The following is a 23064-nucleotide window of genomic DNA, read 5'->3' as shown; positions in this document are numbered from 1 at the left end:
CACTGCATACTGCTGCTTGCAGTCCAAAATGGTATGATCTAAGTTCGGTTCTGACTTGCTTACATCAACTTCAGTATAAAATTAAATAAGTATATAAAATGAATCCCGAAACATTAATTATCACCCTTGCTGAACGCTTCGGCCTTATCGTCGCAGGAGCTTTCCTGCTTTTGACTATCACCCCGATACATAAAATCGGTTTCCGGCAGAGTTCCCCCAAAGCAGACACCGCCATGCAGATTTTAATCTTCGGCATCTGCGGTATCCTGGGAACCTACGGCGGGAACTTCGTATTCCAGTCTGTCGCCAACCTGCGTGCAATGGCGGTCATTACCGGAGGGCTCTTCGGCGGACCGCTGGTCGGGCTAGGTGCGGGACTTATAGCCGGGGGTCACCGTATCCTTATCGACTTCGGCGGCTTCAGTGCTGTCCCCTGCGGCATGGCAACCATGCTTGAAGGGCTGGCCGCCGGAATAGTTTCCCTTTACCTAACCAATCGCATGGATTGGCGGGCTGCAGCAGGACTGGCGTTTGTAGGCGAGATCATCCATATGATCATGGTCCTCTACCTGTCGCATCCATATGAAGAGGCCCTGCAGCTAGTTAAACTGATTGCCATGCCCATGATTGTGCTGAACACTTTCGGTGCTGCTCTTTTTGCGCAGGTAATCAACATTGTTTTTCGCCACGGAACCAAGCAGGATTCAGTCAAAGCCCAACATATCCTTGATATCGCCAACCTCACTGTAAGCCATCTACGCTCTGGATTAACTCTTGAATCAGCACAGGAAACAGCCAAAATCATCCACGCCCACCTCTCCGCAGCTGCTGTTGCCATCACCGACAACGTTAACGTGCTGGCCCATGTGGGAGCCGGGGCAGATCACCATCTGCCGGGTAAAAAAATACGCACAGAATCAACACTCAAAGTTCTGGCTGAAGGCGAACCGCTTTTTCTTGAATCAGGAAAGGTCATCGGCTGTACCCACAAAGGATGCCCGTTCACCTCGGCGGCAGTTGTCCCCCTGCATAAAAACGGGCAGGTAGTCGGCACATTGAAGTTATATGGAACCCGCAGGAATCAGCTTGATCAGCTTTCCTTTGAAATGGCCAAAGGACTTGCAAATCTCTGCTCCACGCAGCTTGAGCTGGAAGAAATTCAGATCAAAGAACAAATGCTGAGCCATGCGGAAATCCGCCGCTTACAGGCCCAGATCAACCCGCATTTTCTGTTCAATTCCCTGAACACGGTAACATCTTTCTGCCGCACAAACCCGAACCGCGCCCGTGAACTGCTGCTGGAGCTGTCCAAATACATGCGCAAGAATCTCGACAGCAGCCGGGGTTACGTCCCCCTGCATGAAGAACTGGCGCAATTGAACAGCTACCTTGCAATTGAACAGGCCCGTTTCGGTGACCGAATCAAGGTTGATCTCAGTGTTGAGGATTCATGCCTTGAATGGCCCATCCCGCCGCTTATTATCCAGCCTCTGGTCGAGAACAGTGTCAAGCACGGCCTCATGGGACGCGAGGAAGGCGGAACCATTACCATAGATATTCATTGCAAAAATGAAGAAATGAATATCTCCATCAAAGACGACGGCATCGGCATGGCCCAAAAACAGATAGAAGCCATTTACGCCAAGAGAAAAATTGACTCCCGTGAAAAAGGAATCGGGGTCCGCAACTGCATCCAAAGATTGGAACAGATATACGGCCCGCAATATAAGATGAAAATAAAATCCAAAGAAGGAACAGGAACCGAGATCAAATTCCGCGTACCCAAGCTGCGCACCGCTGTACAAATGCGAGAATTTGCAAAAAGCACAGGTTAGAGTTTGAGATAAAATAGAAGATTGACTTGAAAAAATTCATCAACTGCTCTAAATTCTGGCCTATAAATCCATTATTTAAGGGCCACGACTATGAGCAAATGTTCCTGTAATACCCGTATATTCAATTCCTTTGCTGCGCGGATTAATACTCTGCATGAAACCGTACATGCAAAGTCCACTACGGGTATAAAGCTGGCCAGCACTATCAAAACCCTGTGTATAATAAAAAGCCTGAGCCGAATTGTGATCCGCAATTTTTCCAAGGACTGGCACGAAGCAACATGTCATATCACTGCTAATGCCGACTGCGCACATGTGCTCCAGAAAGCCGTAAAGATTAAGGATCAGCTCACCGAATCGCACCTCAGACTCACCACCCAGACCTCACCGTTTGCACGATGGGCAGGCCGTAGGCTGACTGGGCCTTTGATGGATTGGAATGATCTGGTCCTCGACCTTTCCATAGCCTCGGATCAAAAAATTCAAGACTCGCTTTCAGAACTGGAGGAGGTCCTTTAAATGGTCGTCCTTCAGGAAACAGATGCCTACCTGCGTTACGAAAAAAGCCTGCTCAAAAAATATCCACAGGCCAAGCGGGACATCAAACGCGCCAAAAAGAAAATCCTCCGCAGACCCTCACGCGGCGTAGTCTACCGGGGCCGCAACAAGATAGCCCTGCGTAAAATACGGGTCTCCATCAGAATCCTGCGCATCTCACCGCGCAAAGGATTACGCCTTTTCTATTTCTATTCAGAAAAAAAGAACAAAGCCGTTCCCATCTTCATTTTCAAAAAAGGCCGCCCCCAGACCGAGGGGCAAGTCATGAAACTTTTTAACCGCGCCGTGACTGAAGTCGTTGCTGAACTGAAGCCGTAAAAATATTCAGCAAAATTTCCTGCTTTTGCCCGTTGCACTTCAGAGCAATCTTACTTAACTTTGCCCGACAAAATTTCCGCCGGTAATTCACGCTGGCATCACATTATCCCAAACAATCAAGCCTGTGCCGTGCCTAAGATTCATATACACTCTCGCCGCACGGGCCAACAAATCAGGAGCTGAAAATGAAAGTTCTTTGCCTTCAGGGCAGTGCCAGAAAAAATGGCCATACCGCTAAAATGATCGAATGGGTTGAAGCCGAGCTTAAAGAAATGGGTCACGAAGTAGAAACCGTCTACCTCAACGACAAAGAGCTTAAAGGCTGTCTCGCCTGTGCCAAATGTAAGGAAAAACCCGAAGAAATCGGTTGTGTAATCAAAGACGACATCCCGGCAATTCTGGAACAGATGATAGCTTCCGATGCTGTTGTATTTGCCTCCCCGCTCTACTTCTGGGGTCCGTCCGCACAGCTCAAAACTGTCATCGACAGAACCTACAGCCTGTACGTTGACTACCACATGCCCACCCACGCATCCCTGATCAAAGACCAACGTCACGGTTTCCTGGTCACCGGCGGAGGTCCTTACGAGAACAATGCAGCGGAAACTTTCACCGCTTTCTCCAGAATGAAGAAACCGCACCTGACCAATCACACAGCAACCCTGTTCATGGGTGGCTGTAAGAACCCCGACAACCTCGGGGATGAAGCAAAGCAGAAAGCAGTAGAATTCGCCCGCGAACTGGTTAAATAAAAACTACCGCACCCCTTTCAATAGAAATAAGCCTGACGTGATTTATGGTCACGTCAGGCTTTATTTTGCTCCGCCCGCACCGCAAAAGTCATTTCAAACACCGAAAACGGCATTTCAGACACAAAGCATAGAATTCACCCTCTCCGTTATGCCAGAAGTAACGCAACAATATTTTTCAGCAAAAGGACGGAGGAACTTTTTATGCTATTTTTCTTTGCCTGCGTGGCATCACTTATTGTCGGTTATCTTCTTTACGGTAAATTCGTGGACAACGTGTTCGCACCTGATGCAAGCCGCACCACCCCCGCATACACAATGCGCGATGATGTAGACTACATGCCCATGCCCATGTGGAAACTCATGTTCATTCAGGTTCTGGATATCGCCGGAATCGGCCCTATCTTCGGCCCCATCCTCGGAGCACTCTACGGTCCCGTAGCACTTATCTGGATCGTTATCGGCTGTATCTTCGCCGGAGCAGTTCATGACTATTTCAGCGGTATGCTGTCCATCCGCAACAACGGCGCATCCGTACCCGAACTGGTTGGTGAATACCTCGGCATGACCGCACGTCAGGTAATGCGCGTCTTCGCATTTGTTCTGCTTATGCTGGTTGGTGTTGTATTCGTACTCGCACCTGCAAAGCTACTCACCGGACTGACCGGCGTAGAAACCGGAATACTCGTAGCCTGCATCTTCGGCTACTACTTCCTCGCTACCATCCTGCCCATCGATAAACTGATCGGTAAACTCTATCCCCTATTCGGCGCACTGCTGCTGATCATGACCGTATCCCTCGCAGTTGCTCTCATGTTCAGCGGTCACACCATGCTGCCCAACCTCGATTTCGCAGTTAACTTCCACCCCGGTGACAAGCCCATCTGGCCCCTGCTTTTCATCACCCTGTCCTGCGGCGCAATCAGCGGTTTCCACGCTACCCAGTCCCCGCTCATGGCACGTTGCGTGAAAAATGAAAAAGAAGGCCGCCCCGTATTCTACGGCGCAATGATCATCGAAGGTATCATCGGCCTGATCTGGTGTACCCTCGGTCTTTCCTTCTACGAATCCCCCGAAGCACTCAACGCGGTTATCGCTGCCGGTTCCCCCTCCGCAGTAGTATCCGAAGTTGCCAACTCCCTGCTTGGCCCCATCGGCGGCATCTTCGCTATCATCGCAGTAGTAATCCTGCCCATCACCAGTGGTGACACCGCTTTCCGCTCCACCCGTCTGATCGTAGCGGAAACATTCAAAATGGATCAGGGCCCCGCAATCAAGCGTCTCATGATCGCAGTTCCCCTGTTCGCACTGGGCTACATCATCTCCACCCAGAACTTCTCCGCTATCTGGAGATACTTCGGATTCTCCAACCAGTGCCTGTCCATGCTGGTTCTCTGGACTTCCGCAGTATACCTTGCCCAACGCGCAAAACTGCACTGGATCGCATCCATCCCCGCAACCTTCATGACTGCAGTTGTCGCCACATTCATCAGTCAGGCCAAGATCGGTTTCGGACTGGACATGAACATCTCCATCATGATCGGTATCGCAGCCGCAGCCGCAGCATTCGGAACCTTCATGATCAAATACGCCAAGCCCAAAGCTGTTGTTGAAAACAGCTAAAACCATCTTCCTATAGACGGATCACATACCACACTTAAACTCCCCCGCTTGCTGATGCAGGCGGGGGAGTTTTTGTTGGGTTGGTATTTTAATCATTCAAGAGAGTATACCCGACAAACAGTATATTCCTCCGATAACTAAAGATACAAACGATAATACCCATAAAAAAATAGCGACGTTCTCTAAAAATTTACCTTGCTTAAATTCTTTCGTGTCTCCTCCCCCACCCTTATAGATATTTTTGGCATGACACATATATATAAGATGAGTAACTCCAGAATTAAGCAATGCTAAAACACCGCTACATCCTAGCAAAATCATAGCAATAACTAAACTATACTCCAAAGAAAGATTACGTGCCTTCAATTGGCCAATATAAGCTAGCATAGCCACAAAAGATCCGCCTGAGATCACAAGAATCGCCTTCACAGCATTTGCACCGGATTGGACTAACGCTTGATGCATATGCCTTCTTTGTACAATTTGTTCTTTTTTTGTTTGCCGTAAATATGCTAGATCGTGCTCAAGTATGACTGACCTTTGTTTCATTTGCTCACTCCACAAAACACGAAGGGTGTCAGATGTAATATCGACTTCATCTGGCACCCAATCAACAGTCCCACCATACTCTCCGACTTGCGGATTATACTTATCCCAACCATCACCACGCAAACATTCGAAAGATTTATAGTTCGCGACATAGCTGCTCACATCTACAAGGCCATGCTGTCCATCTTCCCAAGTCACAAACAAGGTATATGGTTCTTTCCCTTTTTCAACAGAAACTACTCTAAAAATCTTTTCGCTCATAACCATCCCCCCTACCCCCCAACAACAGCCTCCACTCCGGCGACAATATCCAGCAACTCGCCGGTGATGGCCCCCTGCCGGGTGGTACGGTACTGGGATTCGAGGACCTCGACATGCTCGATGATATTTTTTTCGGCTACCTGCATGGCAGCAAGGCGGGAACTGTTTTCGGCGGCCAAAGATTGAACAATTCCGCCGTATACGGAGATATATAGATATTCCCTGAAAAGTGTTGAGAATAATTCTTGGTTTGGAACGTTGGTCATGGGCAGGGATCTTCCCTCCCACTCAAGAGACCCGCTACGCTTGTGGAGCGGTAGAATATGACGGGCCGTGACCCTCTTACCGGCGCTTATGTGCATGTTGTTCACAATAGTGAAATGATTCATCCCGCGCTTATCCCGCCACTCTTCGAGATTCTGCTCAATATCATCTACAATTGTATCCACCCCGCGCAGACTGCCCGGCACACGAAAATTCAATACAACCTCAACCCCGGAATCTTCAAGTGCTCCGCGCACCCGCTCTCCGCAGGTCCAGCAGACAACCTTTTGCCCAGTTTCCGTGAGTTCATCTATAGTCTTGACAGTTTCTGCCCGGGCCAGCTCATTAAACTGCCCGCACATGCCCTGATCTGAACCGATCGCCAGCACAACCGCTACCCCCTGCCTTGAGCCTCTCGGCAGAATCCCGGCATTGCGGAAGAACACAGTCCAGCCTTGCTCGATGACCTCAGCATACTCGCCGACTCCTTTGGCGGCATTCTCAAAATGGCGGATATTGACCGCAGCAAGGCCCTTCATGGTCTTGACCACCGAAAGCAGATCGCCCGTGGTCGCAATCTTTTTGCGTACCGCCTCAAGCTGCTGCATTAGCCGACCTCCACATCTGGACATGGTGAGTCACAGCTTTTTCCAGCTCGTCCCAAATGGCATCTTTAGGCTCAGCCTGTGCCAGCCTGTTCATCGGCTCAAAACTCTCTTCAGTACGACTTAGCAGATACTCCTGCACTTCTCCGATTCGATCCAGCTCGATATCATCAAGCAGGCCGAGGGAAACCGTCCGCAGAATGACCACCTGCTGCGCCGCAGTCAGCGGAGAAAAACGATCCTGCTTAAGTAACTCGCGAACACGCAGCCCGTGCTCAATGCGGTTCCGGGTATCCTGATCCAATCTTGTACCGAACCTTGCAAATGCTTCCAGCTCCTGAAACTGGGAATAAGTCAAACGCAGATCACCGGAGACTTTGCGATAAGCCTTGGGCTGTGCGCGTCCTCCCACACGGGAAACGGACTTACCCACATCAATGGCCGGTAGCATGCCCTTCTGGAACAGCACCGGAGAAAGGTAAATCTGTCCGTCAGTTATAGAAATAAGGTTGGTAGGAATGTAAGCCGAAATGTTCTGTGCTTCGGTTTCGACAATAGGGAGCGCGGTAAGCGTACCACCGCCATGTTCCGGCTTGAGGCGTGTGGAACGTTCCAGAAGCCTAGAGTGGATATAAAAAATGTCGCCCGGAAATGCTTCACGTCCCGGAGGTCTGCGCATCAGCAGGCTTAACTGGCGATAGGCCTGTGCATGTCGGGTCAGGTCATCATAGATAATAAGCACATCCTTGCCTTGTTCCATAAAATACTCAGCCATACTCGTCGCCGCATAAGGCGCGATGTACTGCATGCCCGAAGGCGCATCACCCTCAACCACAACCACGAAGCTATAATCCATGGCTCCATGGTTGCGCAGGGTATCAATCGCCCGCGCCACGGATGAGCTTCGCTGACCTATAGCACAATAGACGCAGATCACGTCACCTTTCTTCTGGTTAAGGATGATATCCAGCGCAATAGCGGTCTTCCCTGTCTGGCGGTCACCAAGAATCAACTCACGCTGTCCGCGCCCGATAGGAATCAGCGTATCAATAACCTTGATGCCACTGGACATGGGAGTATCAACCGGGGAACGCATCAATATCGGCGGAGCTTCGGATTCCATCACGCGAGTCTCGAAAGTCTCCGGAGCAGGACCGCCGTCCAAGGGATTACCCAACGGATCAACAATGCGCCCAATCAGGGATTCGCCCACAGGGACACTAAGCACTGTGCCTGACGAAACCGCTTCATCCCCGGCATTCACTCCTGTATTCGCGCCTAAAAGAGCTACCCCGATGGAGTCCGGCAAAAGGTCCAGAGCAATACCCGTAACTCCGTTTCCCAAGGTGATCAGCTCTTCCGAGCGCACAGAGGCTAGTCCCTGCACCTGAGCTACACCTCGAGCAACGGAACTAACCCTGCCCACCTCACGGGACTTCGGGGAGTATTCCATATTTTCGCGACCCTTTTCATGGGCATTCAGGGCCTGATCTAAATTATTTTCAAGAAAAGACATGGGATGCCTCCGGCGGCTCTCCGAGGGCCAGATAAACCTATTAAAAAAGTTTCTCTGGACTCTTCAAAAACTTTTACTAGGCTTCGCTGCTTCGTCTTTACGACTCTGCGCGAGAGTTTTGGCCGTTTATTTCTGATAAAATTCTGGTTTCAAGTTCTGCGATATATGAGTTCAGGTTCCATTCCCATTTGCGGTCTCCGGCAACAAGTTCAATGCCGAGGCCCAGTTTAGGATCGGAGGAAAATATTCGCTCATTTTCAACCGGGAATAATTCTTCAAGAAATTGTTTTAATTTTTGTTCTTGTAAATCCGTATGCTCAAACCCTGTACGGATTAATATATCAGAACTACCGCAATCCACATCTCGCGCTTCGGCGTCAATCCGCTGCATAAACCCACTGAGGATCAACTGCTCAAGATCACTGCCGGACAAATCATGCACGATGCGGGCGGATGTTGCGGAAACTTCATGAATCAGCTTCTTGCGCAAATTAAGTGCAACGGCTTCCTTCTCCCGTCCCAGAGCAGCCAGCCATTCCCTGCGCATGGCTTCAATCTCACCACGCGCCAGCTCCATAGACTGCTGCCGCCACTTTTCAGCCTCGGCATGAATCTTAGCCATGACTTCTGTCTCTCGGTTAGCCAACTCTTCGCGCGTGGTTTGCAGCTCGGCATTCAGCCGATCCGCTTCCGCACGAACCTGCTTAAGCTCACTCGTTTCTCGCGCAATGCGCTCCTTGCGTTCCTGCATAGCCTGAATGATCGGCTTGTATAAAAACAGCCTGAGCAGGACGAGGAGCACAAAGAAGTTCAAAATCTGGGCAAAAATCGTAAACCAATCCAGCAGCATTATCAGCCTCCGGCCTTTTCAAGGAAATAGGACCAGAACGGATTGGCAAAAAGCAGAATCATTGCCAGCACAAAGCAGTAAATCGCAGTCGATTCAACCATCGCCATACCGACGAACAGGAACTTCACAATGGTATTGGTCTCATCAGGCTGCTGGGCAATGGAACTGAGTGCCCTTGAAAGAGCCATCCCTTCACCGATAGCTGGCCCGATCGCCCCGATGCCCATACAAAGTCCCGCCGCAATAATCGACGCAAATGCAATCCAACCAAGAGTTTCCATATAACCTCCTTTATGTGCCTCCGGCGGCACACTAACCATGCACCTCAAGACCTGCTGCGATGAATACCGCAGCAAGTACTGTAAAAATATAAGCCTGCACCACTCCGATAAGCAGTCCCAGCATCTGCATGATAACCGGGACAAACAGCGGCATGATAACCAGCAGGATCGCTCCCATCATGGTCCCGCTGAGGATGTTACCGAAAAGTCGCACAGCAAGCGCAAAAGTCCTGCTGACCTCGCCGATTATATTGAACGGCAGCATAAAAGGCGAAGGCTGCACGTAACTTTTGAGATAGTTTGCCAATCCGTTTTCCTTGATACCGTAATAGGGAACAGCAAAAAATACGATCAGACTGAAAGCCGTGGTGGTGGAAAGCGAACCTGTGGGTGGATTGAAACCCGGCACGGCTGAGAGCAGATTGGAAACAAATATAAAAATGAATAAAGTTCCAAGCAACGGCAGAAACTTCTCCGGCTGCTGGTTGGTGGCATCCTTAATCTGATCGAGCAAACCGCCGACCAGCACTTCCAACAGATTCTGCTGATCTGATATTTGTGCTGATGCCGTAACCTTGCTGGTCACAAACCATGAAAATCCCACAAGCAGGACCATAACCAGCCATGTATAAATTATGGTGGCATTCAGCTTGAAGAATCCTGAGCTGAAATAGATGATATGGTCCGGGCTTATTTCCATTCAGACCTCTTTACCTTGGCAAATTCAAGCATACCCATGCCGCAATGATTGGCCAGTGCGTAAGTTCGCAACAAATAGAAACCCAAAAATGCGGCGACAAAAGGCAACGGCCCGTAACTCAAAACCTGCGCAAAGCCCCACAAGGTGATGCCGTAACGGCCTAGGTAGCTGGACCAGAAAAACAGTCTCGGACTCCTGCACCGGGGAATCATGCGCACGGTCAACCATAACCCGCCGAAATGTACCGTCGACAAGATCAGGCCGATACCGAAGGCGGCAAAAGTTATCATAAAGCTGCTAATTATCATCGTCCCCATCCTTCGGCTTCAGATCCATACTATCCCAGTCGTCACGTTCCTTTAAAATTTTATTTTTCTCCCGGTTCATCCATATACCAGCGAAAAGACAACCCACGAACAACCCGGCCCCCAACATGGTCAGAGTCCAATTGATCTTGGCGGGCCAGCGGTAATCCATCCATGCCCCAAGCAGACTGCCCAGAACTACAGGCAAAGCGACCAGCCACCCAACAGCACCCATTGCGCCGAAAGCAGACCATGCCCCCACGGTCCCCTTTTGTTCAGCACGCATTTTACGCTGCTCTTTGGAACCGACGCTGCGACGGAATTCGTCCGTATTATGCTCAGGATTCCTGTGCTCGCTCATGTGGTCTCCACTTCGATAAGCGTGCGCACAAAGCCTGCTTCCAACTTGGCTACCGCGCTGCGGGCGGACTTCTCGGCCTCAGCGGCCTCATCCTGCATACGCAGAACTTCGGCTTCCAATTCCCCCAACTCCCCGGTAACAGCAGCACGCGATGAAACCCGGACGGCATCGCCTTTCTTGACCAGTACCCCGCCATTCACCGCCAGATGATGCTGCTCACCTTCGGCTTCATAAGTAAGGATGCCCGGAGCAAGAGCTGATGCGGTATCAATATGGTTAGGCAACAGGCAGAATCCGCCCCGTGTGCTCTCAGCCAGAATTTTATCAACCAGACGGTCCAGAAACAGACCAGCGGGAACCAGAATCTTCAACCTCATTTACCAACCTCCTCAATAGAACCTATCATATAGAAATCACGTTCAGAGGCATCAGGAAACTCATCGTTCAAAATCCGCTCACAGCCGAGTACCGTATCTTCAAGTGAAACAATCTGCCCGTCCATTCCGGTAAAATGCTTGGTTGTATTGAAAGGCTGAGTCATGAATCTCTCAAGCCTGCGCGCTCGGGAAACAATCTTACGGTCCTCGCGGGAAAGCTCTTCAAGGCCGAGCATGGCAATGATATCCTTGAGGTCTTCATACTGGGCCAGAGTACGACGAACCTCGCGGGCCACGTCATAATGCCGCTGACCGACAATAGCCGGAGAAAGCATCATGGAGCGGGATTCCAGAGGATCAACTGCCGGATAAAACCCTTCCCCCGCGCGCTTACGGGAAAGAACGATGGAAGAAGAAAGATGGGAAAATGTGTGGGTAGCTGCCGGGTCGGTAAGGTCATCGGCAGGGACGTAAACAGCCTGAATGGATGTAATGGCAGCAGATCGACTGGAAGAAATACGCTCCTCAAGCTCAGCAAGGTCGGAACCGAGGGTAGGCTGATAGCCCATGCGCGAGGGCAAGCGGCCCAACAAACCGGAAAGTTCCATCCCGGCCTGAATGAAACGGAAAATATTATCGACCAGCAAGAGCACATCCTTGGACTGATCATCCCGGAAATATTCGGCTATAGTCAAGGCCGTATGCCCGGTACGGAAACGCGCTCCAGGCGGTTCATTCATCTGCCCGAAAACCATAACCGTGTTATCAAGCACCCCGGCATCACCCATTTCGCGGTAAAGTTCTTCACCCTCGCGGCAACGTTCACCAATACCGCAAAAAATACTTATTCCGCTATGAGCACCGACCATATTGTTAATCAGTTCGGTAATGAGTACGGTTTTACCGACCCCGGCCCCGCCGAAAAGACCGGCCTTGCCGCCTTTTTCCAATGGCATAAGCAGGTCGATCACCTTAATCCCGGTGGTGAAAATCTCTTCCGAAACAACCCGCTCAGAAAGAGCTATCGGTTGGTTGTGAATTGAACGGAACTCCATATTCGCGTGCAACTCTTTACCGTCTACCGGATCTCCGAAGACATTGAGTACCCGGCCCAGTAACTCCTCACCCACAGGGGTTTGCAGAGTGTTGCCATCCGAATAGACCGAATCACCACGGGCCAGCCCCCCGGTCGGAGTCATGGCAATGGCACGCACTGAATGCATATCAAGATGGTCGGCTACTTCAAGGGTAACTGCTTTCTCCCCGGCGGAATACATTACAGAAAGCAAAGGAGGCAGTTCCTCAACGAACCCTACATCCACTACGCTTCCCCGGACAGATATGACTTTACCAGAATATTTACGTTTCATAATTCCACCGTCACCGCTTGAACTTGAACATAGACCAAGGTTTACTTATTCTGCTTATAGAATACGGAAACGGGAAGTTTAGTAAAGCCTTTTTAAATTAAGTTTACTTTATCACCGGAGTAGGCACTTATTAAAAGCGTAGGTTATTATTCATGAATTTTGCCCTCGCCAGTATAACCACTTATTTTATAACTATCTATGCATGGAAAAATTATTTTGCCACAAATGCGGATCAGATATCTCAACGCACCCCGCCAATTGCCCGGTATGCGGCCATAAATTCACGTATTATATAATTATAGATAGGGAAAAAGACCCCTGCTGCATCTGCTCTCTTATTGATTCCATTTGGGAGGGAGTCTGGAATACCATTCGATTCTTTTTCATACTGATTTTTATCATCTACATTATTACAAAACTATCTTCCTAAAATACCCCCAAAAAAAATCCCTATCATCTACTATTGACACAGCCGCAGTTAGGAGTAGCCTGTCCCCGTCACAAACAAAGTTTCTGGAGTTATCCAAATGATTATAAAAAACAAAAACCAAATCGAACTCATGCGCGAAGCAGGAATCCTGCTTCATAAAGCCCACATGGTTGCTAAAGACATGTGCGAAGCAGGCGTAACCACCGAAGCAATCAACGCCGAAGTGGAAAAATTCATCACTTCCAATAACGCGACCCCGCTTTTCAAAGGCGTCCCCGGAAAAGTTCCTTTTCCCGCCGGATGCTGCATGTCCATCAATGAAGCAATCGTTCACGGTATCCCCTCTGCCCGTAAACTGGAGAACGGTGATATCCTGAGCATTGATATCGGAGTTAAACTGAACGGCTGGTGCTCCGACTGCGCCTGCACCCATGCTATCGGCGAAATTGACGATGAAAAACGCAAGCTGATGGACGTCACCGAAGAATGCCTGCGTATCGCAATCAAAAGAATCAAACCCGGCGTTAAGTGGAGCAAGATTGCCAAAGAAATGTCTAAATATGCCCGCAATGCCGGATTTTCCGTTGTTGAATCACTGGTCGGGCACGGCATTGGTGAAGGACTCTGGGAAAACCCTCAGGTCCCCAACTACCACAGCAGGCTGGTTAAAGATTTCAAGCTCAAACAGGGGCTGGTCATCGCCGTTGAACCCATGATCAATGCCGGGGTCAAAACAACTGAAACCCTCAAAGACCACTGGACAATTGTCACCAAAGACGGCAAACCATCCGCGCACTTTGAGCACACCATCGCTGTTACCGCCAATGGCTCACAAGTGCTGACCTGCGGTGAGAACGGCGAAGGCTGGGCAATGTAAGATTTTATGACAGACCCGCGCACTCCTTTAGACGTCCTGCGGCAGACTTACGGTTACGAATCATTCCGTGGTTTGCAAGAGGACGTCATCAACCGCATTATGAACGGCGGAAATGCCGTTGTTTTTATGCCAACCGGGGGCGGTAAATCCGCCTGTTACCAGATCCCGGCTATTCTCAGGCCGGGGGTAGGCATTGTCATATCCCCGCTGATTGCGCTCATGCGTGATCAGGTGGCGGCTTTGCAACAAATGGGAGTGCGTGCGGCCTGTTTGAATTCCTCAATACAACCTTCCGAGGCGAACCACATTATCCATGAGCTGCACAGCGGCAACATGGATCTGCTTTACGTGGCCCCGGAACGTCTGGCCCAGCCCGGATTCATGGACATGCTTTCCGGGATAAAAGTCAGCCTCATCGCCATTGACGAAGCTCATTGCGTTGCGCAATGGGGACATGACTTCCGTCCGGACTACCTACGGCTTTCCGTTTTTGCGGAGATGTTCCCCAGTGTCCCGCGCATGGCCCTGACTGCCACAGCCGACGGTCCGACCCGCAAGGAAATTCTCTACCGCCTTTCATTTAGCAACGACGATATTTTCGCCACCGGGTTTGACCGACCGAACATCCGCTACACCGTCGTTCCCAAAGATCAGGAAAAGCGACAGCTGTTAAATTTCATCAAAAATGAACACTTCGCTGAATGCGGAATTGTCTATCGCATGAGCCGCAAGAAAGTTGAGTCCACTGCCGAATGGCTCTGCAAACAAGGAATTAACGCTCTTCCTTACCATGCCGGACTTGACGCCCAGACCCGCGAAACCAACCAGAGCCGCTTCATGTCCGAGGACGGGATCGTCATGGTTGCGACCATCGCTTTCGGCATGGGCATAGATAAACCGGATGTGCGCTATGTAGCCCATCTGGACCTGCCCAAAACCATCGAGGCCTACTATCAGGAAACCGGGCGCGCCGGACGTGACGGTCTGCCCGCAGAAGCATGGATGTCGGTAGGAATTCAGGATATCGGATTCCTGAAACGGATGATCATGTCCGGCAACGCACCGGATGACCGTAAAGCTCTTGAACTGCGCAAGCTCAACGCCCTGCTCGCTTATTGCGAATCACCGGGGTGTTTACGCCAATCGCTTCTTTCATATTTCGGGGAAGAACTCGAAGAGCCATGCGGAAACTGCTTTACCTGCATCAACCCGCCTTCAACTTTTGACGGGACTATCCCGGCCCAAAAAGCTCTTTCCAATATTTACCGCACCGAGCAGATGTTCGGGGCCAACTACCTGATCGACATTCTGCTTGGCAAAGAAAGCAAACGAATTCAAACCCAAGGGCACGCAAACCTGAGCACCTACGGTATCGGCACGGAGTTCAACTCTGACGAGTGGCTTTCCATTCACCGCCAGCTGGTTTCGCAGGGACTGGTGGATGTTGACATGGAAGGCTACGGATCGCTCAAGCTGAATGCCAAAAGCTGGGAAGTTCTGCGCAAGGAAAAAAACGTCGCACTGCGCAAAGATCCGGTTCTAGCCAAAACCAAAACCCGCCGAAAGCGCAAGAAGCTGGTTATCGGAGATGCGGACAGTCCTTCACTCACCACACCGGAAGCACAAGAGTTGCTAGAATCCCTACGTTCACTGCGCAACACTCTGGCGCAGGAACAGCATGTCCCGGCCTATGCAATTTTTGCTGATAAAACCCTGCTCGAACTTGGCTGCTACCGCCCGCAGACAACCGGGGAACTATACGCCATAAGCGGTCTCGGCGATCAGAAGATTTTCCGCTACGGAGCCGCAATCATTGATGTCCTCTTAGGACATCAGGAAGAATACGGCAGACCCGAAGACCTTTTTCCCATCCCGGAAGATAAAATCAAGGAAACACCCACTTCCAAACCGAAAAAAGAAGGCCCCACAGTTTCCGCTTCCGCTCTGGAAACCCTTGAACTTTTCGAAGAACTCATGGATGTTGATAAAGTTGCTGAAACGCGTGGAATCAAGCCAGCTACAATATACGCCCACCTGACCTCCTGCATCGGAGCCGGAAAAGTGGAAGTGACGGATATTCTTGATCTGAGCAGTTCTGAGCTGGAATGCCTACAGGATACGCTGAAGTTTTACAAAGAAGAAGGACTTATGCAGCTCAGCCCGGTTTTTAACGGTCTCGGTGGCATTTATTCATATGAAGTCCTGCGTATGGTCCGCGCAAGCAGATAAACATCCCACCGAAGAAACAATACATTTGACCACATTAACAAAAAATGCATAGGATTATTGCATCTTGTAATCCATAACGGCCCAGAAACAGGTACTAGATGAAACGCCTCTTATGCTTGTTCTTACTTTTTTCGATAGCAATAACCTGCTTCCCCTCCACACACGCTGAAGCAGGCATAAAAATCAATATCTACGGAGATGATGCTTATGCCCCGTATTGTTTCGTAAAGAACGGAACTTATGATGGTATATACGTGCAGATTTTAGAAAAGGCATTTGCACGTATGCCTGACTATGAAATCAATATTATTCCTGTTCCATACAAAAGACTTCTTCTGGGACTAGAGCGGGGTTCTTTTTTTGCAGCCTTTCCCCCATACAACCTTCCACAAAAAAGACCATGGATAGATGTTTATTCTGTTCCGATATTGGAAGAAGATTTTTCGGTGTTCTGCACCCCGAAGGTACTGAAAGAAAAAAGAACAAACTGGCCTGAAGACTTCAAAAACCTACGCATCGGAATTAACGACGGTTTCCAAATACCAGACCTGTCCGAACTGAACAAAGTCGAAGATGCCGCCAGCAACACAAAAAACATCAAGAAGCTGCTCGGCGGACGTATTGATTGCTATGTTAATGACAGCAAATCAATCCTGTATACGGCTAAAAATATGGGGATCGAAAAATCAAAGCTAGTAAAATTGCTCAAAATTAGTACGGAATACGGTCACCTTGCTTTCTCAAGCAAAAACAACCCTCCCTTCAAAAACAAATTTATAACTAAATTCAATCAGATAATCTTGGAAATGAAGTGTAGTGGTGAAATTGAATCAATCGTAAATACTTTCATAAAATAAAAAAAATAAAATCCGCCTTTTAACCTTGATTTACAGGTTTTAATAATATTTAATAAATAATACGAAACTGTAAAATCCAAGGCTAAAAAATTGATCAGAAAATTCATTGCAATACTCGCAATCATTTTCGGGTTCATAACAGGACCCAACAAAATATACGCAGCAGAACACATCATTGTATATGGAGACCAGTCCTACGCACCATATTGCTTTATGCAAAATGGAACCTATGACGGAATCTATGTTCGCATTCTAAATACAGCATTCTCGCGCATGGATGACTATGAGGTGACTATCAAGCCTCTGCCATGGAAAAGATTATTGCTGGGCCTTGAACGTGGCAAAATTTTCGCCATATTTCCACCGTATTACCGCCCAAAACTACGCCCTTGGATAGACGTATATTCTGTTCCTATCCTTGAAGAGGGATACGACCTGTACTGCCGCAAAAATATTCTCATAACGCCTCGCCCTAATTGGCCCGAAGACTACATGGACCTGCAAATTGGAACCAATCTCGGATATGCAGTGCCCAAAATCAATGGGCTTATCCATCAGGAAAGTGCCAGCAGCAATCAAAACGTAAAAAAACTTTTGCAGGGCAAAATTGACTGCTATGCCAACAATGAAAGATCCACTCTATATCTTATAAAGCAATTGGGGGGAAACCAATCTATAGTCAAAAAAGGTGCTCAAATTAGTTATGATCACGGCTACTTAGCTTTTTCAGAAAAAAACAATCCACCCTACAAAAACGATTTTATCCATAAATTCAATGAAATAATTATCCAAATGCAAAAGAATGGCGAGATAGAATCAATTGTAGATCAATTCATGCACTAAAAAAGCCGCTCTGTTGGACTGGTCTACCCAATGGGGGGCATACCAGTCCAACAGAGCGGCTTAATTGATCTGATTCGGAAATCACTATGCAATTCTATAAGCGGGCTTATTGTTTTTGCTGGGATGAATCCTACCCTGCTGGGCAAGCTTGCGCACCAACTGGTCAGTTGCATCCAGAATCTTTTTATCACCCTTGATGAGCGGTGTGTTATCACCCCATGAATCGAGCATGTCGGGGTCCTTAACAGTCAGATGAACTACTGCGGAGAAAAACCGGCGCAAATTGATAAGCAATGAAAAAGGTTCCTGATCACGGGAAAGATCCAATCCTTCCATAGATTCAAAAGTTACCGCAAAAGGCTCCTGAATACGCGGCTCAAATACCAAATCATCATTCCAGAGATAGCGGGTGTTCAAATGTTGTGATTGGTAAGCCACGTAGTTTGCATAAGCGCGGGCAGTACCAACATGCACATTGTACAAACCGTCCAGCTCATCGCCGAAGCAGATGTTCAGATAGTCAACCAACTCCTTAAAGTATACACCGCCGCCCTGCTCAACAAGGTCAAACTCATAAGGAATCCCTTTGTTATCGGGCATGGAAAGCAAAGCCAGCATGGTCAGGATTTCCTCAACAGTACCAGCGCCACCCGGATGAACCTTTCCACGGTGGGAAGCACGGATGAAAGCCTCCATGCGCTCTTCGATAGTCGGAAAAGTCAGTAGTTGGGTAACAAGCTCGTTTGGAGCTTCCGCAGCCAGAATTTTTTTCTCGGAAAAACCGATAAAATCACGATGGCCGAAACGCTCGAAGGTATTCTGCTTACCATAAGCAACCTGCGCCCCCTTGAACGGAGCCTTCATGACTCCAACACCACACCCGGTGATATTTTCCATGTCCGGCATGAAAAGAGCTGTCCAATAACCAAGCTCCTTTGCAAAATTATATTCATCCATAGGGACCTGATGTCCGCCCCAGGTAAACATAACCAGACCGCGTTCACCGCGATACATCAGCCCGGAATGCTCGACAAACTTCTTGATATTTGTTGACCGACAGCAATCGATTCCACAATCGAATTTAGGAGCAAAAATGATGTCGCGGATTACAGCTGAAATATGTTCAATAGACTGCCAGATAACATTTCGTCCATCATATAGACAATCCCGGGGAACGCGGGAACAATGCAGATTCACGTCTCCGTTGGACGGAACAACTTCAATCTGCATATCTTTAAATTTAACACGAATTTCACGCGTATCGCATACATCATTCTTATGTACGTTAATCAAAGCACCAATGATCTCAACCATGCGATTTTTAGGATCAGCCAGCCCTTGCACAAGACGTTCAATATCAGCTTCACTGAACTGCTGTGAGACAATCCTGCGGGGAAGTATAGGAATCTTTAATTCTGTTTGCATAATGATAAGGAGTAATCAGAACCTAATTAAATGCAAGGATAAATTGCATTTTAAACAAAAAATTAAACGACACAGTCATCCAAATCACAAATTAGAGTAACCCGGCGAATTCACAATAATCGGGAAAACGATCTTTCAACCGAAGTAAAGCCTTCTGTTCAGCCATGACGTAAGCTTCAGCAGAATCGAGTTTAACACTACCCCGTTTATCGTGAATCATATCCTTGTTCACATCGTAGTGTTTGAACAAATGCCCCATGTGCGACATATCGCGAAACCATTGCACGGCCACATCCAGACACACTGGCCGGTCCCATTTTTCGCCGATAAAAGCCCCGGAGGGCATGCGCGCACCGAAAGGAACAGCACTTCCCATAGGCATAGTGTCCTTGCGGGCTTTATCCATATCGATCAGAGCGCACCACTCGTTCAAACGGCACTCCGGTAACGGCCATGCATTTTTTTTATATTGATCGGAAAGACCTAAATTGTATGCCCGCCTTTGGGTATAATCCATATCCTTATTATATATTTTCATCAGGTACTGATAGGATGGCTTGAACTCGGCATACCGCTCAGAATCGCAAAGCCCATTCTGTCCGGCAGGACACCACCAACACTGACCAATCTCACCAATCCCAGTATATTCACCCAATTCACCATAAAGATTAGCAACAATATCAGTAGTAACTTCAATATCATTGTGAACGGTAAGCAGATACCTTTCACGACATTTTTCCCAACCGTATTGATATCTTATGGAAAGACGGTAATCTTCTGAAGACTCAGCCCGCTCAACATCCGTAGGATCTATGCCGTTCCAGAAATTAGGTTTAAAATGTTCAATCCGGCCCTCGAAATAATCCAGAATCGCATCATGATTTTTGAACTCATATTCAGCAGTAAAAGGCTCTTCCTGAAAATATATGGTGCTGATATGCTCACTACTACAATCCATTAACGACAATAAAGAAAGCGCAGTCTGGTGTACCTTACCAAAAACATTAATAGCAACGTCTACTTTGAAATTCATGGCTGGTCCTTCTAATCTTTAAGACCTTTAAATAATATGAAGAGTGAGACAACTCAACCCTTAAAACCAATTCAGGCCAGAACTCACAATTTAAATCAGAATATTATTCCAAAAAAGCATTTCTAATCGAGATGACTCGAATTTAACCTTCTAAGAAAAACTTTATAATCCGTGAACTTTACATCAAAAAAGCAAAATAAAACGCTTAGAAATCATTTTTGAAATGAGAATAAAAAGCACGCATTATCACTCCCCAAACCAGAGATTCCAAAGGGGCAGAGCTCCTTTGGCCGCCGGAGGCCCTAGAAGCACACCTCAGCAATCCCGCACAAGTGATAAAACATTCGACAACCAAAAAAGTCCGGCACTTGCCAAGAAGAGCGGGACTAGAAACTGGCCAAAAAAAAGCCCCTGAACCTAAGTTCAGGGGCTTGAAATAAAAGCTTGCGACGACCTACTTTCCCACTGGCTACCCAGCAGTATCATCGGCGATGGAGAGCTTAACTTCCGAGTTCGGAATGGGGTCGGGTGTGACCTCTCCTCAATGGTCGCAAGCAAATTTGGCTTGCTTCGATGAGCAAAAATATATGGTTTAATAGAGAAGAATTTTACCCTTTGCTTCAACCTTTTGGGGTTAAAGTTAAGGGAAGAGAAGAAAAATAAGTCGCACGATTTATTAGTACCGGTCAGCTGAATGTGTCGCCACACTTACACCTCCGGCCTATCAACCAGGTGGTCTCCCTGGAATCTTTAGATGCAAAAGCATAGGGATAACTAATCTTGAGGCAGGCTTCCCGCTTAGATGCTTTCAGCGGTTATCCCTTCCGAACTTAGCTACCCTGCAATGCCGCTGGCGCGACAACAGGAACACCATAGGTTCGTCCACCCCGGTCCTCTCGTACTAGGGGCAGACCCTCTTCAATTATCCTACGCCCACGGTAGATAGGGACCAAACTGTCTCACGACGTTTTAAACCCAGCTCGCGTACCACTTTAATCGGCGAACAGCCGAACCCTTGGGACCTGCTTCAGCCCCAGGATGTGATGAGCCGACATCGAGGTGCCAAACCGCGCCGTCGATGTGAACTCTTGGGCGCGATCAGCCTGTTATCCCCGGCGTACCTTTTATCCTATGAGCGATGGCCCTTCCATGCGGAACCACCGGATCACTAAGACCAACTTTCGTTCCTGCTCGACATGTCTGTCTTACAGTCAAGCTCCCTTATGCCTTTGCACTCAACGGCTGGTTTCCAATCAGCCTGAGGGAACCTTTGCAAGCCTCCGTTACTTTTTGGGAGGCGACCGCCCCAGTCAAACTACCCACCAGACACTGTCTCCAAGCCGGATGACGGCGTTGGATTAGAATTCAAGACTATCAAGGGTGGTATTTCAAGGTTGGCTCCACCGACACTAGCGTGCCGACTTCAAAGCCTCCCACCTATCCTACACATGATAGCCCTAAACCCAATGTCAAGCTATAGTAAAGGTGCACAGGGTCTTTCCGTCTTACCGCGGGTAACCGGCATTTTCACCGGTAATTCAATTTCACTGAGTCTCTGGTTGAGACAGTGGGGAGATCGTTACGCCATTCGTGCAGGTCGGAACTTACCCGACAAGGAATTTCGCTACCTTAGGACCGTTATAGTTACGGCCGCCGTTTACTGGGGCTTCAATTCGGAGCTTCGCCGAAGCTAACACCTCCTTTTAACCTTCCAGCACCGGGCAGGCGTCAGTCCCTATACATCGTCTTACGACTTAGCAGAGACCTATGTTTTTAGTAAACAGTCGCCCCCCCCGATTCTCTGCGGCTCCAAACAGCTCGGAGAGTATATAACTTCACCGTCTGGAGCATCCCTTATCGCTAACTTACGGGATCATTTTGCCGAGTTCCTTAACCAGAGTTCTCTCAAGCGCCTTGGTCTACTCGACCCGACTACCTGTGTTGGTTTGCGGTACGGTCAACAAATGCTAAACTTAGAAGATTTTCTAGGCAGTCTGGAATTACTCACTTCAAACGTAAAGTTACGGCATCGTGTCTCGGCCTTAAAGAGGAACGGATTTGCCTATTCCTCAAGCCTACGCACTTACACCGGCATATCCAACAGCCGGCTGAGCTATCCTACTGCGTCCCTCCATCGCACACATTTGCTGGTACGGGAATATTAACCCGTTTTCCATCGACTACGCCTTTCGGCCTCGCCTTAGGGACCGACTAACCCTGGGAAGATTAGCTTTACCCAGGAAACCTTAGTCTTACGGCGAACAAGTTTCTCACTTGTTTTATCGTTACTCATGCCAGCATAATCACTTCTCATTAGTCCAGCAAACCTTCCGATTCACCTTCATCCCATCTGAGAACGCTCTCCTACCGATGCGTCAAAGACGCATCCCGTAGCTTCGGTACCATACTTAGCCCCGTTACATTTTCGGCGCAGAATCGTTAGACCAGTGAGCTATTACGCTTTCTTTAAAGGATGGCTGCTTCTAAGCCAACCTCCTGGCTGTCTATACAACTCCACCACCTTTTCCACTGAGTATGGATTTGGGGACCTTAGCTGACGGTCTGGGCTGTTTCCCTTTCGACTACGGACCTTCGCACCCGCAGTCTGACTCCCAGGATATATCTTACGGCATTCGGAGTTTGATAAGGTTTGGTAATCTGGTGGGACCCCTAGCCTTGTCAGTGCTCTACCTCCGCAAGAAAACTCCTGAGGCTATACCTCAATATATTTCGGAGAGAACCAGCTATCACCAAGTTTGATTGGCCTTTCACCCCTATCCACAGGTCATCCGAGTAATTTTCAACTTACAACGGTTCGGCCCTCCACTTGATTTTACTCAAGCTTCAG

At 48.6% G+C, this 23064-nt stretch carries 21 protein-coding genes and 2 rRNA genes (1 of these 23 cut by a window edge); 9 read left to right on the top strand and 14 right to left on the bottom strand.

Features of this window, described 5'->3' with window-relative positions; all coding sequences use genetic code 11:
• Nucleotides 1-98 precede the first annotated feature (98 nt).
• From ACNI29_RS16350 to ACNI29_RS16330, 5 genes are all read left to right on the top strand, one after another.
• Nucleotides 99-1835 (top strand): LytS/YhcK type 5TM receptor domain-containing protein, encoded by a 1737-nt coding sequence (locus ACNI29_RS16350; RefSeq protein WP_419779438.1) that lies wholly within the window; start codon nucleotides 99-101, stop codon nucleotides 1833-1835.
• 90 nt (nucleotides 1836-1925) lie between these two features.
• Nucleotides 1926-2354 carry a hypothetical protein gene (locus ACNI29_RS16345; RefSeq protein ID WP_419779437.1) on the top strand — a complete coding sequence of 143 codons (429 nt, stop codon included), beginning with the start codon at nucleotides 1926-1928 and terminating at the stop codon, nucleotides 2352-2354.
• Nucleotides 2355-2711 carry a hypothetical protein gene (locus ACNI29_RS16340; protein ID WP_419779436.1) on the top strand — a complete coding sequence of 119 codons (357 nt, stop codon included), beginning with the start codon at nucleotides 2355-2357 and terminating at the stop codon, nucleotides 2709-2711.
• Nucleotides 2712-2896: 185 nt separating this feature from the next.
• Nucleotides 2897-3463, top strand: coding sequence for a flavodoxin family protein (locus ACNI29_RS16335; protein WP_419779435.1), 567 nt, complete (start codon nucleotides 2897-2899; stop codon nucleotides 3461-3463).
• Nucleotides 3464-3664: 201 nt separating this feature from the next.
• Complete coding sequence (locus tag ACNI29_RS16330) at nucleotides 3665-5083, top strand: carbon starvation CstA family protein (RefSeq protein WP_419779434.1); 1419 nt, start codon at nucleotides 3665-3667, stop codon at nucleotides 5081-5083.
• Nucleotides 5084-5179: 96 nt separating this feature from the next.
• Here the strand turns inward: ACNI29_RS16330 and ACNI29_RS16325 are convergent, their stop codons facing one another.
• The 10 genes from ACNI29_RS16325 to atpD all read right to left on the bottom strand — a co-directional run bounded on the left by ACNI29_RS16325 (nucleotide 5180) and on the right by atpD (nucleotide 12522).
• Nucleotides 5180-5893 carry a DUF2442 domain-containing protein gene (locus ACNI29_RS16325; protein ID WP_419779433.1) on the bottom strand — a complete coding sequence of 238 codons (714 nt, stop codon included), beginning with the start codon at nucleotides 5891-5893 and terminating at the stop codon, nucleotides 5180-5182.
• A gap of 11 nt (nucleotides 5894-5904) precedes the next feature.
• Entirely contained in the window at nucleotides 5905-6765 is an 861-nt protein-coding gene (locus tag ACNI29_RS16320) for a F0F1 ATP synthase subunit gamma (RefSeq protein ID WP_419779432.1), read from the bottom strand.
• Nucleotides 6752-8278 carry a F0F1 ATP synthase subunit alpha gene (locus tag ACNI29_RS16315; RefSeq protein ID WP_419779431.1) on the bottom strand — a complete coding sequence of 509 codons (1527 nt, stop codon included), beginning with the start codon at nucleotides 8276-8278 and terminating at the stop codon, nucleotides 6752-6754. The genes ACNI29_RS16320 and ACNI29_RS16315 overlap by 14 nt, the downstream gene beginning before the upstream one ends.
• Nucleotides 8279-8375: 97 nt before the next feature.
• Nucleotides 8376-9128 (bottom strand): F0F1 ATP synthase subunit B family protein, encoded by a 753-nt coding sequence (locus ACNI29_RS16310; RefSeq protein WP_419779430.1) that lies wholly within the window; start codon nucleotides 9126-9128, stop codon nucleotides 8376-8378.
• A 2-nt stretch (nucleotides 9129-9130) separates the two neighbouring features.
• Nucleotides 9131-9409 (bottom strand): F0F1 ATP synthase subunit C, encoded by a 279-nt coding sequence (locus ACNI29_RS16305; RefSeq protein WP_419779429.1) that lies wholly within the window; start codon nucleotides 9407-9409, stop codon nucleotides 9131-9133.
• A gap of 31 nt (nucleotides 9410-9440) precedes the next feature.
• Nucleotides 9441-10109, bottom strand: a complete 669-nt coding sequence (locus ACNI29_RS16300; protein WP_419779428.1) for a F0F1 ATP synthase subunit A — start codon at nucleotides 10107-10109, stop codon at nucleotides 9441-9443.
• On the bottom strand, nucleotides 10100-10417 hold the full coding sequence (locus tag ACNI29_RS16295) for an ATP synthase subunit I (protein ID WP_419779427.1): 318 nt from the start codon (nucleotides 10415-10417) through the stop codon (nucleotides 10100-10102). Before ACNI29_RS16295 ends, ACNI29_RS16300 begins: the two co-directional genes overlap by 10 nt.
• Nucleotides 10407-10775: an AtpZ/AtpI family protein gene (locus ACNI29_RS16290; RefSeq protein ID WP_419779426.1), complete on the bottom strand. Its 369-nt coding sequence runs from the start codon at nucleotides 10773-10775 to the stop codon at nucleotides 10407-10409. The genes ACNI29_RS16295 and ACNI29_RS16290 overlap by 11 nt, the downstream gene beginning before the upstream one ends.
• Complete coding sequence (locus ACNI29_RS16285) at nucleotides 10772-11152, bottom strand: F0F1 ATP synthase subunit epsilon (protein WP_419779425.1); 381 nt, start codon at nucleotides 11150-11152, stop codon at nucleotides 10772-10774. The genes ACNI29_RS16290 and ACNI29_RS16285 overlap by 4 nt, the downstream gene beginning before the upstream one ends.
• A complete protein-coding gene (atpD, locus tag ACNI29_RS16280) occupies nucleotides 11149-12522 on the bottom strand; it encodes a F0F1 ATP synthase subunit beta (protein ID WP_419779424.1) in 1374 nt (457 codons plus the stop codon). The genes ACNI29_RS16285 and atpD overlap by 4 nt, the downstream gene beginning before the upstream one ends.
• A gap of 527 nt (nucleotides 12523-13049) precedes the next feature.
• Here atpD and map point away from each other — a divergent pair.
• The 4 genes from map (at nucleotide 13050) to ACNI29_RS16260 (ending at nucleotide 17758) form a co-directional block, all read left to right on the top strand.
• Nucleotides 13050-13829 carry a type I methionyl aminopeptidase gene (map, locus tag ACNI29_RS16275; RefSeq protein ID WP_419779423.1) on the top strand — a complete coding sequence of 260 codons (780 nt, stop codon included), beginning with the start codon at nucleotides 13050-13052 and terminating at the stop codon, nucleotides 13827-13829.
• Between the two features lie 6 nt (nucleotides 13830-13835).
• Nucleotides 13836-16058, top strand: a complete 2223-nt coding sequence (gene recQ, locus ACNI29_RS16270) for a DNA helicase RecQ (protein ID WP_419779422.1) — start codon at nucleotides 13836-13838, stop codon at nucleotides 16056-16058.
• Between the two features lie 98 nt (nucleotides 16059-16156).
• On the top strand, nucleotides 16157-16915 hold the full coding sequence (locus ACNI29_RS16265) for a substrate-binding periplasmic protein (protein WP_419779421.1): 759 nt from the start codon (nucleotides 16157-16159) through the stop codon (nucleotides 16913-16915).
• Nucleotides 16916-17005: 90 nt separating this feature from the next.
• Nucleotides 17006-17758: a substrate-binding periplasmic protein gene (locus ACNI29_RS16260; RefSeq protein ID WP_419779420.1), complete on the top strand. Its 753-nt coding sequence runs from the start codon at nucleotides 17006-17008 to the stop codon at nucleotides 17756-17758.
• An 84-nt stretch (nucleotides 17759-17842) separates the two neighbouring features.
• Here ACNI29_RS16260 and ACNI29_RS16255 read toward each other — a convergent pair whose 3' ends face one another.
• The 4 genes from ACNI29_RS16255 to ACNI29_RS16240 form a co-directional block, all read right to left on the bottom strand.
• Nucleotides 17843-19183, bottom strand: a complete 1341-nt coding sequence (locus ACNI29_RS16255) for a PpnN family nucleotide 5'-monophosphate nucleosidase (protein WP_419779419.1) — start codon at nucleotides 19181-19183, stop codon at nucleotides 17843-17845.
• Between the two features lie 91 nt (nucleotides 19184-19274).
• Nucleotides 19275-20216 carry a hypothetical protein gene (locus tag ACNI29_RS16250; protein WP_419779418.1) on the bottom strand — a complete coding sequence of 314 codons (942 nt, stop codon included), beginning with the start codon at nucleotides 20214-20216 and terminating at the stop codon, nucleotides 19275-19277.
• Nucleotides 20217-20657: 441 nt separating this feature from the next.
• Nucleotides 20658-20772 (bottom strand): 5S ribosomal RNA (gene rrf / locus ACNI29_RS16245).
• A gap of 99 nt (nucleotides 20773-20871) precedes the next feature.
• Nucleotides 20872-23064, bottom strand: a 23S ribosomal RNA gene (locus ACNI29_RS16240) (it continues 741 nt past the right edge of the window).

Origin of the sequence: Maridesulfovibrio spiralis (SeqCode) (genome assembly GCF_048571135.1) — a bacterium.
Lineage (GTDB): Bacteria > Desulfobacterota > Desulfovibrionia > Desulfovibrionales > Desulfovibrionaceae > Maridesulfovibrio > Maridesulfovibrio spiralis.
This window is presented reverse-complemented; position numbering and strand designations above follow the sequence as displayed.